The 16138-nt window shown below is 73.0% G+C and carries 14 protein-coding genes; 9 read left to right on the forward strand and 5 right to left on the reverse strand.

The window, feature by feature from the left end; genetic code table 11:
- Window positions 1-29 precede the first annotated feature (29 nt).
- A complete protein-coding gene (locus HII36_RS10995) occupies window positions 30-320 on the forward strand; it encodes a TIR domain-containing protein (protein WP_173523013.1) in 291 nt (96 codons plus the stop codon).
- Here HII36_RS10995 and HII36_RS11000 read toward each other — a convergent pair.
- The 3 genes from HII36_RS11000 to HII36_RS11010 form a co-directional block, all read right to left on the reverse strand.
- Complete coding sequence (locus tag HII36_RS11000) at window positions 298-798, reverse strand: anthrone oxygenase family protein (protein WP_173523014.1); 501 nt, start codon at window positions 796-798, stop codon at window positions 298-300. The two genes, HII36_RS10995 and HII36_RS11000, sit on opposite strands and share 23 nt — an antisense overlap.
- A gap of 160 nt (window positions 799-958) precedes the next feature.
- Window positions 959-3283, reverse strand: coding sequence for a polysaccharide lyase 8 family protein (locus tag HII36_RS11005; protein ID WP_173523015.1), 2325 nt, complete (start codon window positions 3281-3283; stop codon window positions 959-961).
- 155 nt (window positions 3284-3438) lie between these two features.
- Entirely contained in the window at window positions 3439-3636 is a 198-nt protein-coding gene (locus HII36_RS11010) for a hypothetical protein (RefSeq protein WP_217369387.1), read from the reverse strand.
- Between the two features lie 349 nt (window positions 3637-3985).
- Between HII36_RS11010 and HII36_RS11015 the strand changes: the two genes are divergently transcribed.
- From HII36_RS11015 to HII36_RS11050, 8 genes are all read left to right on the forward strand, one after another.
- Window positions 3986-5311 (forward strand): WD40 repeat domain-containing protein, encoded by a 1326-nt coding sequence (locus HII36_RS11015; RefSeq protein ID WP_173523017.1) that lies wholly within the window; start codon window positions 3986-3988, stop codon window positions 5309-5311.
- Between the two features lie 136 nt (window positions 5312-5447).
- Complete coding sequence (locus tag HII36_RS11020) at window positions 5448-6173, forward strand: alpha/beta fold hydrolase (protein ID WP_173523018.1); 726 nt, start codon at window positions 5448-5450, stop codon at window positions 6171-6173.
- Window positions 6174-6202: 29 nt separating this feature from the next.
- Window positions 6203-6469 (forward strand): WhiB family transcriptional regulator, encoded by a 267-nt coding sequence (locus HII36_RS11025; protein ID WP_173523019.1) that lies wholly within the window; start codon window positions 6203-6205, stop codon window positions 6467-6469.
- Between the two features lie 135 nt (window positions 6470-6604).
- Window positions 6605-8335 carry an L-aspartate oxidase gene (locus HII36_RS11030; protein ID WP_173523020.1) on the forward strand — a complete coding sequence of 577 codons (1731 nt, stop codon included), beginning with the start codon at window positions 6605-6607 and terminating at the stop codon, window positions 8333-8335.
- A 16-nt stretch (window positions 8336-8351) separates the two neighbouring features.
- On the forward strand, window positions 8352-9338 hold the full coding sequence (locus HII36_RS11035; RefSeq protein ID WP_173523021.1) for a universal stress protein: 987 nt from the start codon (window positions 8352-8354) through the stop codon (window positions 9336-9338).
- Window positions 9339-9469: 131 nt separating this feature from the next.
- Window positions 9470-9700, forward strand: a complete 231-nt coding sequence (locus HII36_RS11040) for a hypothetical protein (RefSeq protein ID WP_173523022.1) — start codon at window positions 9470-9472, stop codon at window positions 9698-9700.
- A complete protein-coding gene (locus HII36_RS11045; protein WP_173523023.1) occupies window positions 9693-11405 on the forward strand; it encodes a ferritin-like domain-containing protein in 1713 nt (570 codons plus the stop codon). Before HII36_RS11040 ends, HII36_RS11045 begins: the two co-directional genes overlap by 8 nt.
- 117 nt (window positions 11406-11522) lie before the next feature.
- Window positions 11523-11978, forward strand: a complete 456-nt coding sequence (locus HII36_RS11050) for a hypothetical protein (protein ID WP_173523024.1) — start codon at window positions 11523-11525, stop codon at window positions 11976-11978.
- 183 nt (window positions 11979-12161) lie between these two features.
- Here HII36_RS11050 and HII36_RS11055 read toward each other — a convergent pair whose 3' ends face one another.
- The gene (locus HII36_RS11055) at window positions 12162-12455 is read right to left on the reverse strand and encodes a hypothetical protein (RefSeq protein ID WP_173523025.1); all 294 of its coding nucleotides are present in this window, start codon (window positions 12453-12455) and stop codon (window positions 12162-12164) included.
- A gap of 563 nt (window positions 12456-13018) precedes the next feature.
- Window positions 13019-16030 carry a BTAD domain-containing putative transcriptional regulator gene (locus HII36_RS11060; protein ID WP_173523026.1) on the reverse strand — a complete coding sequence of 1004 codons (3012 nt, stop codon included), beginning with the start codon at window positions 16028-16030 and terminating at the stop codon, window positions 13019-13021.
- Between the last annotated feature and the right edge of the window lie 108 nt (window positions 16031-16138).

A 16138-nucleotide genomic window follows, 5' to 3' on the forward strand; every position in this document is an offset into this window, starting at 1 on the left:
GGTTCGCCTGCCCGTGGTATCGCCGCCGCGTGTCGAGCGTCTTCCTCGACCAGGCGAACCTGAGCGCCGACCCGAACCTGTGGCCGGCGATCGAGCCGGCGCTGAGCCGGGCCCGCCGGCTGATCCCGATGGCCTCACCGCAGGCGGCCGGCTCGAAGTGGGTCCGCAGGGAGGACATGCTCGGCGACGGCCGCGCCGAGGGGGCGATCAAGGTTCGCTGCCACGCCGGCACCGCCGACGGTCAGCTCGTCCACGCCGCCGTCCTCCACACCGGCGAAGCGGGCCGGCTGGTCGCCGTCAGCCCACCCGGCCGCTCATGATGAGCGTCCAGCACAGCAGGCCGAAGGCCGCGGTGCTGGTGATCGTGCGTACCAGGTTGTAGGCGGCCCACCTGGCCTCGTCGAAGCGTTCGCGCACCGCGGCCAGGTCCGCGATGGCGTCCGGCTCGCCGGCGGCCTTGATGGCGTCGTTGAGCGGCACGTTCACGGCGATCGTCAGGACGAAGCCGATCAGGTAGAGCACGAACGCGACGAGCAGCCACGGCAGCAGCGCGCGCACGCCCTGCCCGAGATGGAGCACCGCCGCCAGGCCGGTGAAGAGCAGCGCGCCCACGAAGCCGGTCATGAACCAGGGGTTGATGATCGCCCGGTCGATGGCCTGGAACGCGCCCACGAAGGTGCGGTCGTCCGTGCGGGCCAGGCCGCGCATGACGGTGTGCGCGTAGAGCCCGAACACCCCTGCCACCAGCCCGGTCGTCATGGTCGCCGCGATGAGGACGGCGGCGCGCAGCACCAGCATGATCTCGGTCCCTCCAGGTCTCGCGCCCGTCGTCCCGAGCGCCTGGCACCAGTCAACGGGGTGCGGTGGGGTACCGGCCATGGCCGAGACTCTTGCGCGCATAAGCACGGCGCTCAGCGCCGCCACCGCCCCGGCGGCCCCGGCAGGCCCGGCGAGGGCGTCAGGGTTCGCGTTGCGGCGGGTTCCTGCGTGGTTCCCGGCTGCGGGGCAGCAGCAGGGTCGCGGTGTGCGCGTGGCCGCGGCTGCCGCCGACCCGAACCGTGACCGTCCGCTTGCGCAGGCTCACCGAACGGCTCCCGCGCTCGATCGAGCGCACCGGCCAGGGCAGGGTGAGCCGGACCTCGTCCGCGGTTCTCGACGGGTCGGCGACGGCCAGGCGGACGCGGCAGCCGTCCTGCCTGATCAGCACGGTGCAGGGGGCATCGGCGGAGAGGCCCGCCACCGAGCCGGCCCGCCAGAAGACCGCCCCGAGCACCTGCCCGGACCGGACGGCCTGCACCTTCGAGTTGTTGGCCAGCACCTCCGCCGCCGGGTCCGCGGCGTAGGCCGCGGTGGCGGCGGTGCCCGCGCCGGGCAGCACGGCGTAGGCGTAACGGGCGCGTTCCGGGTCCACGCCGTGGTCGAGCAGGATCGAGGTGTAGTGGCGGGTGTGACGCCGCCCGTCGCCGCCGGTGGTGGCGCCGCGGTCGATGTCGCGCCAGCGGCCGGTGCGCTTCTCGCGGACCACCTTCATCCTGGCGTCGTCGTCGAGCAGCACGTAGCCGGCCACGTCGTCCAGGTGCACCCAGTCGTCGCCGCGGGCCAGCTGCGGGTGCGCGGTGTGGGTGTTGCGGTTGTCCACCACGGTCTCGATCCTGCGGCCGTCGTCGGCGGTGATCCCGGCGCCCAGCGCGATCACCGCGTCGTCGAGCAGGAACCAGGCCTTCCGCGCGCGCAGCGAGGAGTTCTGGGCGCGCAGGCGCATGGCCGCCACGCCGTACCGCTCCTCCAGCGCGACGCCGCCCGCCCACGGCGTGGCGGGACGGTGGCGGGCGCCGTGCGGCAGCTCGGCCCGCCTGCGCCGGTCCACCGTCGTGCCCGGCAGCCGGTACGGGTCGATGGTCGGCCACAGCTCGTCGTTCCAGTGGGTCAGGTCCTCGGTGTAGAGGTAGGTCATGCCGTCGCCGGTGTACCAGCCGTGCAGGTTCTCCCGGTTCATGCCCTCGGCCGCGGCGATCCTGGAGGACGACATGGAGATCGCGTACGCCCAGGTGGGACGGCGGTGCACGACCCGGTCCATGTCGGCGAACACGTACGTGCCCACCGTACGCGGCCCGGCCGGCACCGCCGGATCCGCCAGGATCGGGATGGCGGACGGCGGCGGGACCAGCGCGGGATTGCGCGCGAACCAGCCCTTCACCAGCGCCCGCCACCGGTCGGCGTGCTCCTCGGGCGCGGCGGGCAGCAGGTTGAGCATGGCCTCGATGGCCCGCAAGCCGGAGGTGTGGTCGCGGTGGCCCTGCACGCTGATCTGACGGCCGCGCAGGGCGTCCATCATCAGCCCGTCGAAGATGACCGGGACGAAACCGCGGTCGACCAGGTCGAAGACGTTGTCCAGGTTCGGGTCGGTGATCTTCCAGGGGGAGCCGGCCAGCAGGACGACCAGTTTGGCGACGGCGTCCAGGTAGTCGACGCCGTAGCTGCCGGTGTACGGGAACACGTCGTGCTGGATGAAGGAGCCGTCGCGGTAGAACCCGTCGCCCGGGCCCTTGGTCGGGCGCAGCAGGCTCCACCGGCCGTGGCCGCGCTTGTCCGAGATGGCGTCCCTGGCCAGTTTGATCAGGCGCGGGTTGTGGGTGAGCACGCCGTGCATCGCCACCACCATGGCCTTGTTCGCCCGGTTCGCGCCGGTCTCGGTGACGCCGGGGTGGCTGATGCGGCGGCCGGGGTCGGGGCACCAGCGGCGTACCGGGCGCAGCCACCGCTTGACGCGGTCGTCGGGCAGCGCGTCGTACAGCATCGCGCAGATGTCGGTCAGCGCCCTGGGCACGCCGATCTCCCACCAGTACCAGTTGCTGCCCCGGCGCGGGCTGTGCTCGTTGTAGGCGTGCCGGTGCAGGAAGTCCAGGGCGTCGACCAGGACCTCGGTGACCTCCGCGTCTCTGTGCATGCGGGTGCCGGGGGTCGCCCAGCCCAGGGCCAGGGTGCGCAGGCGGTTGTAGGAGCGGTTGAAGTCGCCGGTGCCGGGGTTGCCCAGGGGGAGGTCAGGCCACAGGCTCGGCCGGCGGGAGCTGGGACGCAGCTTGCGCAGGACCGCGTTGGCCGAGCCCTCCACCCTCGACGGGCCGACGGCCATCATGGCCACCCAGCGTTCGCGTGCCGAGGTGAAGGCCGCCGCGGACGGCGCCGCCTCGGCGGGGCGTGCGGTCAGCGCGAGTCCGGTCACGGCCGCGCCGCCCAGCAGGGCCGATCGCCGGGAGACGGGCATGCTCAGGTGAGCCGGCATTCCCGTTCGGGTCGCGTTCCGTCCCACCGGTGGTTCCGTGCCGCCTGACGTACGTGTTCGACCGATGGGCTGTTCCCCCGAGAGTGGACACCGATATCACTGGTAATGCGCAGAGTGTGAGTTTAGCGGCGATCTCCGGGCGGTGGCTCGCGCCGTCACGACTCCCGCGCGGCGCGCCGCCTGGCGGTGTACGGCAGCACGAACAGGTACAGACCGGTGACCAGCTGGCCGATCAGCGGGAGCAGCGGCAGGTAGAACACCCAGTCCGGGGCCTGTTGCGCGAGCACGGCGACGATGCAGATCACGACCGTCACGGTGAAGACGATGGACAGCCAGCGGTGCGTCTGACGCACCCACGTGTTCCCCGACAAAGGGACCTCCTCGGAAAGTCGATGCCCGCCGCGGACGACGGCGGCGTTCCAGGACCTCGCCGGCCGATGCGCGGCCGGGGCCATGGCACCTCACGTTAGGTTCGGGCCGGGATCGGGCGCTTCTCGATTCCTGACCGGTTGTCCTCTGGAGACCCGGGTTTTGCGCGTGCGCGAATTCCGTCGATCCGGTAAAACCGGTACCGGTGTGATGTCGCGTGGGCTTGGCGCGGGAAATGAGGCCGTGATGTCGTCGCAGTCCCCGGACGAACCGTTACCGTTACCGTTACCGAGCCGCGGTCGCCGGCGAATTCTGCCGATCGTCCTCACCGTATTGCTGCTCATCACCGTGGCGGTGGCGGGATACGCGGTGAAGCGCGAACGCGACCGGGTCGAAGCCGTCGAGCGGATCGCGCTGGCCCGCAAGCTCGCGCTGGTGGGCGCGGAGTTCCGCGAGGACGACGGCGTCCGCGCGCGGAACATCGGCCTCGCCGCGGTCAAAATGCATTCCGACGAGTACACGCGGGCGGCGTTGATCGACACGCTCGTCGAATGGCGCAAGACCGACATGTACGCACTGAACCCGAACGCCGTCGCGGACGTGGCGATCTCGGGTGACGGCGGGACGGCGTTGTTCGCCGACATGGACGACGTATTCACCGTGAAACTCCGGACGTGGCTCGACGAAGAGGTCGGGATCATGGAGAAGGCGTCACCGGTGAAATTGGCGGCGGGCGCGGACGTGATGGCGGTGGCGCTGTCCGCCGACGGCCGCATCGCGCTCACCGGCGACTCCGACGGCACCACCGGCGTGTGGGACCTGTCCGGCGCGGGCCGACCGGCCCGCCGCGCCACCCTGCCCACGACGGCGAAGGACGAGTACCGCGACGTCGAGTCGGTGGCGCTGTCCCGCGACGGCCGTATCGGGATCGTCGGCGACTTCCCCGGCGACCTGACCGTCTGGGACCTGACCGACCCGGCCCGTCCGCGACGCCTGTCGTCGACCCGCGCGCACGACTCCACCCGCGACGTGGAGCTGAGCGGTGACGGCAGGACCGCGCTCACCAGCTCGGAGAAGAGCGTCACGATCTGGGACCTGACCGATCCGGCGAAGCCGGTCAAGACGGCGGACCTGGCCCTTCCCGAGGACTTCGCGGAGACGACGGCCATGAGCGAGGACGGGCGCACCATCCTCGTCGCGAACGCGGAACGGGCCGACATCTGGAAGCTCGACGACCGCGCCCGCCCGGTCCACACGGCCATGCTCGACACGGCGCTGCCCGGCGGCACCTACGACGTCGCCCTGACCCCGGACGGGAAGACGGCCCTGCTGGCCGGGGCCGGCGGCGCCGGATCCGTGTGGAACCTCGCCCAGCCCTACCGGCCGGTCCGGCTGGCCTCGCTGCGCGGATACTCCCAGGAGGTCGGTTACGTGGCGCTCAGCTCCGACGGCGCGATCGCCCTGATGGCGAGCCCCGACCGGGGGCTCTCGATCTGGGACCTGCGCGAACTGGCGGCGATCGTGGCCGACCCCGCCTGGTTCGTCTGCTCCCGGTCCGACTGGCCCATCAGCAACGCGGACTGGATCCGCTACACGGGGACGGCCGCGCCCCCCGGCTTCGAGGACGGCGACGAGGTCTCGCTCTGCTCCATCCGCTAGCGGGCTCGGACGTCCTGTCCGGTGCGCCGATCGTCCGGTGTCACGGATCCGGGTGACCGGGTGGTCCAAGTAGTCGAACCCGCCGGATCGCCGGCGCGCGTTCGAGACCCACCCCGATCCACGGAAGGGCACGCTCATGACCTCCACCGCACAGCCCGTCGTCGTCCTGGTCCACGGCGCGTTCGCGGAGTCGGCCAGCTGGAACCGGGTGATCCAGCGCCTGCACGACCACCGCTTCACCGCGGTCGCCGTGGCCAACCCGCTGCGCGGCGTCGAGGGTGACGCCGCGTACGTGCGCGACGTGATCGCGGGGCTCGGCCGCCCGGTCGTCCTGGTCGGACACTCCTACGGCGGCATGGTGATCAGCCAGGCCGCGGCCGGCGACCCGGCCGTCCGCGCCCTGGTCTACGTCGGGGCCTTCGTCCCCGAGCCGGGCGAGAACGCGTTGCTGCTGGCGGCCAAGTTCGAGGGCAGCACGCTCGGCGGCGCCCTGACCGCCTACCCGGTCTCCTCCGGCGGCAACGAGTTCCGCATCGACGAGGCGAAGTTCCACCACCAGTTCTGCGCCGACGTGGACCCCGGCGAGGCCGCGCTGATGGCGGCCACCCAGCGGCCGGTGACCGAGCGGGCGCTCACGGACGTGCTGACGGTGAGCGAGCCCGCCTGGCGGACCACGCCGTCCTGGTTCGTCCACGGTGAGCGCGATCTCAACATCCCGGCCGCGGCGTTGCGGTTCATGGCCGAGCGGGCCGGCTCACGCGGCACCCGCGAGATCGCCGGCGCCTCGCACGCCGTCGCGGTCTCGCAGCCCGACGCCGTGACCGCGGCCATCCTCGACGCCGCCGTCCACGCCCAGGGCTGACCGGCCACTCGGCGCGACAGGCGATGATCATGACTCTCGATCCCCGGCCGCCCGTGCACTGGAGCACCCGCGCCGCCTGCCAGGACGCGGACCCGGCCCTGTTCTTCCCGCTCACCTGGGACGACCGGCTCGCCCCGCGCAACGATCAGGCGCGGCGCATCTGCCGGGGCTGCCCCGTCCAGCGGGCCTGCCTCGACTGGGCGCTGCGCACCGGCGAGCCGGACGGCATCTGGGGCGGCACCACCCCGGCGGAACGCCGCCTGCTGCGCGCCCGCCAGTACCAGGCCACGGCCTGACCCGCACCCGCGCGGAGTCGGCCTGGTGCCGGCCCGGAGTGACCGAGGACACCCGGCGCGGATGTCACAGATCACCGCGCCGTTCTGTCCTAGTTCATGTACGGCTTTCTACGCACGGGGTCAAGGAGTGCTGCCATGCATGCGCCGGAGCATCGAGTCGCCACGTCCGTCCTGGTCATCGGCACGGGAGGAGCCGGGCTCCGGGCCGCCATCGAGCTGGCCGAGCTCGGCGTCGACGTTCTCGCCGTGGGCAAACGGCCGAAGGCGGACGCGCACACCTCGCTCGCCGCGGGCGGCATCAACGCGGCACTGGCCACCATGGATCCCGAGGACACCTGGCAGCAGCACGCCGCGGACACGCTCAAGGAGAGCTACCTGCTCGCCGACCCGCGTACCGTGCGCATCGTCACAGAAGGGGCCGCGCGCGGCATCGAAGACCTCCAGCGTTACGGCATGCCGTTCGCGCGCGAACAGGACGGACGCATCTCGCAACGGTTCTTCGGCGCCCACACCTACCGGCGCACCGCCTACGCCGGCGACTACACCGGGCTGGAGATCCAGCGCACCCTGATCAACCGGGCGGCCCAGCTCGACATCCCCGTGCTCGACAGCGTCTACGTCACGCGCATCCTCGTCCGTGACAACGCGGTCTTCGGCGCGTACGGGTTCGACCTGAACGACGGCACCCGCTACGTCATCCACGCCGACGCGGTGATCCTGGCCGCCGGCGGCCACACCAGGATCTGGCGGCGCACCTCCTCCCGGCGGGACGAGAACACCGGCGACTCCTTCCGCCTGGCCGTCCTGGCCGGATGCCGCATCAGGGACCCCGAACTGGTGCAGTTCCATCCGTCCGGGCTCATCTCGCCGGAGAACGCGGCGGGCACGCTCGTCTCGGAGGCGGCGCGCGGCGAGGGCGGGATCCTGCGCAACCACCTCGGCGAACGCTTCATGTCCCGCTACGACCCGGACCGGATGGAACTGTCCACCCGCGACCGCGTCGCACTGGCCGCCTACACCGAGATCAAGCAGGGCCGCGGCACCCCGGACGGCGGCGTCTGGCTCGACGTCTCGCACCTGCCCCGCGAGACGATCATGACCAGGTTGCCGCGCGTCTACCAGACGCTGCTGGAACTGCAGATGCTCGACATCACCAAGCAGCCGATCGAGATCGCGCCGACCGCGCACTACTCGATGGGCGGCGTGTGGGTGCGGCACGAGGACCACGGCACGGACGTCGACGGCCTGTACGCGATCGGCGAGGCGGCCAGCGGCCTGCACGGCGCCAACCGGCTGGGCGGCAACTCGCTCATCGAACTCCTCGTCTTCGGCCGCATCACCGCGCGGGCGGCGGCCGAGTACTCGGCCGGGCTCGCGGCCCAGAACCGCTCGGCCGAGGCGCTCGGCGAGGCGCGGGCGGAGGTGGACGCGCTGCTGGCCGCCGACGGCCAGGAGAACGTCCGGGCGCTGCAGCGGAACCTGCGCGACATCATGACCGAGCACGCCGGCGTGGTACGCGACGAGGACGGACTGCGCCAGGGCCTGGCCGAACTCGCCGCGGTGGAGACGCGCATGGCGGACCTGGGCGTGCACCCGGACATCGCCGGGTTCCAGGACCTGGCGCACGCCTTCGACCTGAAGTCCGCGGCGCTCGCCGCCCGCGCGACCATCGACGCCGCGATCGAACGCCGCGAGACCCGCGGCTGCCACAACCGCTCCGACTACCCGGAGCTCGACCCCGCGCTGCAGGTCAACCTCGTCTGGTCGGGGCCGGGAGCGGTCGAGCGGGAGCCGATCGCGCCGATCCCGGCCGAGATCGCGGCCCTCATGCGCGAGGTCTCGACCGCCGGAAAACTCGTCGAATGACCAGAGAAGCACGACGATGACGAATACCCCGGACGACCAGACGGGCGGCCATATGGAGGCCCAGAAGGGCGACCCCGCAGACGCCCAGACGGGCGGTCGCGCGGGCGGCCAGGCGGGCGGCCCGTGGGGTGTGGTCGTGGGTGTGGACGACTCCGAGGAAGGCATGCGGGCCGTGGAGTGGGCGGCGGGCGAGGCGGAACGTCGCCGGCGGCCGCTGGAGATCGTGCACGCCTTCGTCTGGCCGCTGCTCGGCGTCCCGCTCGGCGTGGCGCCGGACGGGCCGCCGGAGGGAGGGCTCAGGCACGACGCCGAGCGCGTCCTGGCCGCCGGGCTGGCCAGGGCCCGGGCGGTGGCGCCCGACGTCGAGGTGACCACGAGCATGCCGGAGGGCGCGTCCGTGCCCGTGCTGCTCCACCGATCCCAGTACGCCGAACTCCTCGTCGTGGGCAGCCGCGGGCTCGGCGAGTTCGGCGGCCTGGTGCTGGGCTCGGTGGGCGCGCGGCTGGCCACCGAGTCCGCCTGCCCGGTCGTGGTGGTGCGCGGGCCGGGCGATCCGCGCGGACCCGTCGTGGTGGGCCTGGCCGGGCCCGACGACGCCGAGGCCCTGCCCAACCTCGCCCTGCCCAACCTCACCCTGCTCGACTTCGCCTTCGCGCACGCCGCCAGGACCACGAACGCCCTGACACTCGCACACGCCGTACGTCCCGCGCGCTCCCCGCTGTTCGAGGATGACAAGGACGACGGGGACGAGGGGGACCAGGTGCCGGTGCCGACGGATGACCTGGCCCGCCGAAAGGAACGCTTCCCAGCGGTCGCGGTCAGCAGTCAGACGCTGACCGGCCATCCGGGAAAGGCGCTGATGCACGCCGCGTCCGGGGCGTCGCTGCTGGTCGTCGGCTCGCACCACGACCACGAACTCGGCGCGCTGCTGCACGGCTCGGTCAGCCAGGCCGTCCTGCACCACGCGCACTGCCCGGTGGCGATCATCAAGCTCGGTTCGTAGCCGCGAACTTTTCCCCGCCGGTCTGTCACGAGCGCCGAGGGCCGTCCGGTCATAGCGGGTGACCGGACGGCGTCGGGGCCGCCGGACGGTGGATCGGCCGGAGCCCCGTACACGTCGCGCATGGAGGAGACATGAGTACGCCGAGCGGCGAGAACGAGTTCCTGTACGAGCTCCACGTCGAGGTCGAGGCGGAACTGACCGCCGTGGCGGCCAGCCACCCGGAGGAGGAGCTGAGCCTGCCGGTCACCGAATGGCTCTACGACCCGGCCGACGCCGAACGCGACGAGATCGGCCTGCGCGGCATCCTCGACGCGATCGAGGTGCTGGAGGACGACTCCCGCCGCGGCGGCGACGGTGCCTGAGCCCGGGATCGACACCCTCGACGGCCTGCGCGAGCACCTGCAGTGGGCGATCGAGCTGGAGCACGCGACGCTGCCGCCGTACCTGACCGCGCTGTACTCGCTGGACGCCGCGCGCAACCCCGAGGCGGCCCAGGTCGTGGGCAGCGTCTTCGTCGAGGAGATGCTGCACCTGGCGCTGGCCGCCAACCTGCTCAACGCCGTCGGCGGCCGGCCGGTGCTCGACCATCCCGGGATGCTCCCGCCGCATCCCCGTACCCTGCCGCACGGCGACCGCTCGCTGGAGCTGTCCCTGGCGCCCTTCGGCCCGCGGGCGCTGGAGATGTTCCTGCGCATCGAACGTCCCGCGCCGCCTGCCGCGCCCCCGGAAGGCGACCACTACGAGACGATCGGCCAGTTCTACGCCGCCATCGAGCAGGGCCTGCGCCACCTGTGCAAAGAGCTCGGCGAGCAGGCCGTCTTCAGCGGCGACCCGGCCAGCCAGGTGACCGCCGCGCACTTCAGGCACACCACTGGACGGCTGATCGCCGTGGACGGCCTGACCTCCGCGCTGACGGCGCTGGCGGAGATCGTGGAACAGGGCGAGGGCACCGCCAGAGGCGAGGTCTGGGACGGCGACCAGGACGTCTTCCACCCGGAACGGGACGAGGTCGCCCACTACTACCGCTTCCAGGAGCTCCGACTCGGCCGCCGCTACCAGCGCGGCGACACCCCGCAGTCCGGGCCGACCGACGAGCCGATCAGCGTGGATCCCGGCGGGGTGCGTCCGATGCGGCCCGATCCGCGCCCCGCCGCCCCCGGCAGCGCGATCCGCGCCGCGCAGGACGAGTTCGACCACACCTACTGCGCCGTCCTGCACCTGCTCGAACGGGCGTTCAACGGCAGCCCGCGGCTGCTCGCCGTCGCCACCGGCACCATGTACGCGCTCAAGGCCCAGGCCCAGGCCCTGATGGCCATGCCGGACGGCACGGACACGACGGCCGGCCCGACCTTCACGTACGTGCCGAAGGAACGACGCCGCTGGAGCGTCGGCGAGCACCGGCGGATCGTGGTGCTGCGCGACGGGCCGTACGTCGTCTACGGCGGCGTGCCGCTGCGGCGCAAACACAAGATCGTCTCAGCCGAGAACGACGCGCTGACCTGGCAGACCGGCGAACCCCTGGAGACCGAGGACACCTACGCGCTGTGCCGCTGCGGCCACTCGGGCGCCAAGCCCTTCTGCGACGGCACCCACGCCCTGATCGGGTTCGACGGCACGGAGAGCCCGGAGATGCGGCCGTACCGGGAGTTGCAGCACGTGCACGACGGCGTGGGCATCTCCGCCCAGCGGGTGGGGGAGCTGTGCGTCCACGCCGCCTTCTGCATCGGACGCACCAGGCCGATCGCCGCGATGCTCGCCGACAGCGCAGACAGCGACGTGCGCGCCGCCATCATGGGACGCATCGACCACTGCCCGTCCGGCTCGTACAGTTACGCGCTCGAACGCGGCGGCGAGACCATCGAGGCCGACCTGCCGCCGGCCGTCTCGGTACTGACCGAGGAGGACGGGCTGGCCGGCGCCCTGTGGGTGACCGGCGGCGTGCCGGTCATCCGCTCCGACGGCCGGCCGCTGGAGACCCGCAGCCGGGTGACGCTGTGCCGCTGCGGCCACTCGGGCAACAAGCCGCTCTGCGACGGCACCCACCGGGAGATCGGCTTCCACGAGTGACTCGCGCAACGTCCCTTGCCCGAAGCCGCAAGCGGGAGGTCAGCGCCACGCAACAGTGATCCTCTTTGCTGAGCCTGTCCGACATCAGTCTCACAGGGGGAACCAGTGACCAGACCAGTGACCAGAACGGTTCGGGCGGCCGGCGCGGCCGCCGTCGCGAGCGCTCTCCTGCTCGCGCCGGCCCCGCCGGCCCAGGCCACCACCACGACCACGATCAAGGTCGACTGCCACACCTACGCCGGCCTCGCGACCCGGTACGAACTCGACGCGACCGCCACCTTCCAGGACCTGCCCGACGGGGGCCGCGCCTGGCAGAAGCTCACGTTCCGGGTCAACCGCGGCGGACCCGAGACCCGGGTGCGGATGCGCATCAGGGACGGCGCCAAGAACGCCTGGGCCTTCGAACGCGTCGTCGAGGCCGGGCACACGTACACGGCGCTGCCGCTGGTCGACGGCGGGCGGCTGCTCGTCACGAAGACCCACAGCGTGGACGACATAGTCGTCTTCGCCGCGATCTTCGCCACCGTCCAGGACCCCGACCCCAGGTGCGGCGTCCGCACGGCACCCGTGTAACCCGCCTGGCCGCCATCTCCGGGACCACGTCGGCTCGCTACGTGGTCCTGGGGATGCCCGGCCGCGTACGATCCGCGCGCCCCGGAGCGTCGTCCCCGCTGGGGGGCGGGGCAGCAGCGGTGCAACATTCCGGCAAGGGGATTCGCGTAGGTCTGGTGGCCCTCAGGACGGGTCGGGCGGGAGTTAGGAGGCGCTGAGGTGGGACTGCCTGCTGTGTTGCGGACGCGCCCAGCGAAGGACATCCGCGCAGGCCGCGACGTCCGCGACGGCGAAGCCGCCCACGGCGACCGCCGCGCCCACGGCGACCGCCGCGCCCACGGCGACCGCCGCGCCGACGGCGACTGCCAGGCCCACGGCGATCGCGAAGTGCGAGCTGACCGCATCGCCCAGGGCGCTCGGAGCGCTGAGCCGACCGCGCCGACACCGGACGTCACCGAGCCGGAAACGCCCGACGCCCCCGGCCGTGAAGCGCCGCACGTTCCCGGTCCTGAAGCGCCGGGAGTCAGTGAGCGGGAAACGCCCGAGACCCCTCGCAAGCAAGCGCCCGGCGTTCCCGAACGGGAGGCGCCCGGGTCGCCGGACGAGGGAGCACCGACGGCACCCGACAAGGGAACGCCAGCGGTCCCCGACGAGGGAGCACCGGCGGTACCCAACAAGGCAGGACCGGCGGCACCCGACAAGGGAGCGCCGACGGCACCCGACAAGGCAGGACCGGCGGCACCCGACAGGGAAGCGCCGACGGCACCCGACAGGGGAGTACCGGCGGCACCCGACAGGGAAGCGCCGACGGCACCTGACAGGGGAGCGCCAGCGGCACCCGGTGAGGATGTGCCGGGAGCCGGTGAGGGGCCGGTGCGGGTCAGGCCGCCCGGGCGGCGGTTCCTGGCCGCCGTCCCCGCCGCGACGCATGCGCGCCGGTGACGTGGGCACGGCGCGGCGTCACCGGTCACAGCGGCGTCACCGGTCACAGCGGCCAAAGCCGGCGACCCGCGACCGGGCCCAGCCCGTCATCGCCGCCTACGAGAGCGGCCCGCGACCCCTCAGGGCACCGGCGCGTGCGTGGCGATGGCTTCGGCTGACGTGATGGCCGTGGTCACGATCTCGGTGATCGTGTTGCGGCGTCCGGCCGCGTGTTGGGCCTGGTAGGGGTCGGGGCCGAGGGCGGTGCGCAGGGCGTTCTCCAGGGCGTCGAGGTCGGCCGCCTCGCACGGGGGCACCGGGGCCGAGATCGCCGCCCGGATCGCCGAAGCGCCGCCGAGCAGCCCCGCAGCGGTGGCGTGCGCGCCGGCCAGGTGCAGGGTCCTGGCGATGGCCTCCACCACGCTCGACGACCGGCACAGGTCGCCCAGGCGGTGCTGGATGTCGAGCGCGCCGGCCAGCCGCCCGGCCGCCGTTGCGAGGTGGTCCGGGCCGCCGGTCAGGTCGGTGAGCGCCAGGAGGTTGTCGGCCCAGCCGAGTCCTTCGGGGAAGCCGACCTCCTCGAACAGCACCCGGGCCTCCAGCAGCAGGCCACGAGCGCGGGCCGGGTCCCCTTCGTACAGGTCGCAGGCCGCCAGGTCGAGCAGCGTCCAGCCGATGCGTTCCTTGTCGCCCAGCCGGACGAAGTCGTCGTGCGCCTCGCGCGCCCACGCCCGGGCCTCGGGGAAGCGTCCGGCCAGCCAGGAGGTCAGGGCGAGCATCTCGACCTGGAAGGCCTCGCCCCAGGCGTCCCTGGCGGCTCGGTACTCGTACCTGGCCTGGTCGTGGGTGCCGAGGGCGCGGCCGAAGTCGCCGGTCTCGCGGGCGATCTCGCCGAGCATGCCCAGCGCCCGGGCGACCCCGGCCGCGTCGCCGAGCCGCCGGTGCACGGCCAGCGCGCGCTCGGCGTAACCGGTGGCCCGCGCGTAGTCGCACTCGTAGGCGGTCAGCGTCGCGGCGCCGCCCAGCGCCTTGGCCACATACAGCTCCGCCGCGCCCTCGGGCGGGTGCGAGGCGGCCGACGCGAGGTCGGCGCGGTGCAGGGCGGTCTCCAGCCAGTGCCGCCCTTCCGAGTAGTGGCCGCGCAGGTAGTAGTAGCGCCAGACGGCGCCCGCGATGCGCAGCGCCACCTCGTCCGCGGCGCCGAAGGTGCAGGCGGCGCGCAGGTTGTCGTGTTCGGCGGCGATCCGGTCCAGTGCCGCGCCGAGCCCCGGCCCCTTCAGCTCGCCCTCCATCTTCTCGGCGAAGGCCAGGTAGTAGTCCGCGTGCCGCCTGGCGATGAGTTCGCGGCGCTGCGGGGCGAGCGATTCCGCGGCGAACTGGCGGATCGTCTGCGACATGCGGTACCTGGCCCCGGCCGGCGTCGGGTCGACGATCAGCAGGGACTTGTCGACCAGCCGTCCCAGCAGGTCGAGGACGTCCGGCTCGGCGGAGACCGCCGCGGCCGCCGTCAGGTCGCAGCCGCCGAGGAACACCGACAGGGCGCGGAACAGCTCGCGTTCCTCCGCGTCGAGCAGGGCGTCGCTCCACTCGATGACGGCGCGCATCGTCCGGTGCTGCGGCGGCGCGGTACGCGGGCCGCCGGTCAGCAACGCGAAGTGGTCGTGCAGCCGTTCGGCGATCTGGGGCAGCGTCAGCACCCTGGCCCGGGCCGCGGCCAGCTCCAAGGCCAGCGGCAGCCCGTCCAGCTCGGTGCAGATCAGCGACAACGCGTCCCGCTGGTCGTCGGCCAGGGCGTCGGCGGGGCCGAGCCCGGCACGTTCCAGGAACAGCTCGGCCGACGGCGGCCCGTCCAGCGGCGGCACCCGCCACACCAGCTCGCCGCCCACCCGCAGGGTCTCCCTGCTGGTGGCCAGGACGTGCACCGACGGGCAGCTCGTCAGCAGGGAGTGCGCCACGCCGGCGCAGGCGTCGGCCAGGTGCTCGCAGTTGTCGAGCACGAACAGCACGCGGCGCGTCCCCAGGTGCTCGGCGAGCGCGTGCAACGTGGTGTGCCCGCCCGTGGCGTGCACACCGAGCAGGTCGGCGATCGCCGGCGCGACCAGGTCCGGGTCCTCGACCTGGGCCAGCGCGACGAAGTGCACCTCGTCGAAGCCGTCCGCCTGGCCGGTCGCGGCGACGGCGGTGGCCAGGCGGGTCTTGCCGACGCCGCCCATGCCGGTCAGCGTCACCAGCCGGTGGCCGGCGACGAGGCCGCGCAGCTCGTCCATGGCCGTCTCGCGGCCGATGAGCCGGGTGATCGCGGCGGGGACGCCGGTGCGGACGCCCGCCGTGGCCCGCGGCGCGGCCGCCGTCCGGTGCACGACCGGGGCGGCGCTGGGCGGCAGCAGATCCTCGGCGGTGAGCCTGCCGTGCAGCACGTTCGCCTCGATCTCGCGCAGCGCCGGGCCGGGGTCGACGCCGAGCTCGTCGTCGAGCACCCGGCGGGCGCGCTGGAACGAGGCCAGCGCGTCGGCCTGCCGTCCGGCCAGGGCGTGGGCGATCATGAGCAGCTCCCACAGCCGTTCGCGCAGCGGATGCTCCACGACCAGGTGTTCGAGCTGTTCGGCGGCGGCCCGGTGCTGTTCCAGGCGTAATCGCGCGGTCAGGACGTCCTCCGTGGCCGACAGCCGCATCTCCCTGAGCCGTTCGATCTCCCCGTGCGCCCAGCCGTGCACCCGGCAGTCGGCGAGCACGTCGCCCCGCCACAACGTCAGCGCGCCGGCGAGCGTGTCGACCGCTCTGGCCGAGACCTCCTCGGTCAGCAGGCCCCGGCCGAGTGTCACGCCGGATTCGAAGACGGCCGCGTCGACCTCGCCCGCGTCCAGAGCCAGCCGGTAGCCGGGCGCGCGGGTCTCCAGGATCTCGGGCAGTCCGGCGTCACGCAGCATCCGGCGCAGGTGGGAGATGTAGGTGTGCAGGGTGCGGACGGCCTCCGCCGGCGGCTGCTCGCCGTAGAGCCCGTCCACCAGCCGTTCCACGGACACCACCCGGCCGGGCGTGAGCGCCAGCAGGCCCAGCACCGCGCGCAGGCGTGATCGTGGCAGCCCGGTACGCCGGTGACCGGCCACGAGCTCGACAGGTCCGAGTACGGCCACGCGTACGTTAGCGGCCACCAGTTGCTACCTCCGGGGCAGGGGAGTGACAGGGGAGTGACATCGTGTGCGACGAGTAAAGAGGTTCGGGTTCGTCACGTCCTCAGGGAAACCCCTGAACCCGCGAGA

It is taken from the genome of Nonomuraea antri (assembly GCF_013283785.1).
In the GTDB taxonomy this organism is placed as follows: Bacteria; Actinomycetota; Actinomycetes; order Streptosporangiales; family Streptosporangiaceae; genus Nonomuraea; species Nonomuraea antri.

Excerpts from the sequence above, each read along its gene's own strand:
- HII36_RS11000 (WP_173523014.1), bottom strand. The coding sequence starts at position 798 with ATGCTGGTGCTGCGCGCCGCCGTCCTCATCGCGGCGACCATGACGACC.
- HII36_RS11005 (WP_173523015.1), bottom strand. The coding sequence starts at position 3,283 with ATGCCGGCTCACCTGAGCATGCCCGTCTCCCGGCGATCGGCCCTGCTG.
- HII36_RS11020 (WP_173523018.1), top strand. The coding sequence starts at position 5,448 with ATGACCTCCACCGCACAGCCCGTCGTCGTCCTGGTCCACGGCGCGTTC.
- HII36_RS11025 (WP_173523019.1), top strand. The coding sequence starts at position 6,203 with ATGACTCTCGATCCCCGGCCGCCCGTGCACTGGAGCACCCGCGCCGCC.
- HII36_RS11030 (WP_173523020.1), top strand. The coding sequence starts at position 6,605 with ATGCATGCGCCGGAGCATCGAGTCGCCACGTCCGTCCTGGTCATCGGC.
- HII36_RS11035 (WP_173523021.1), top strand. The coding sequence starts at position 8,352 with ATGACGAATACCCCGGACGACCAGACGGGCGGCCATATGGAGGCCCAG.
- HII36_RS11040 (WP_173523022.1), top strand. The coding sequence starts at position 9,470 with ATGAGTACGCCGAGCGGCGAGAACGAGTTCCTGTACGAGCTCCACGTC.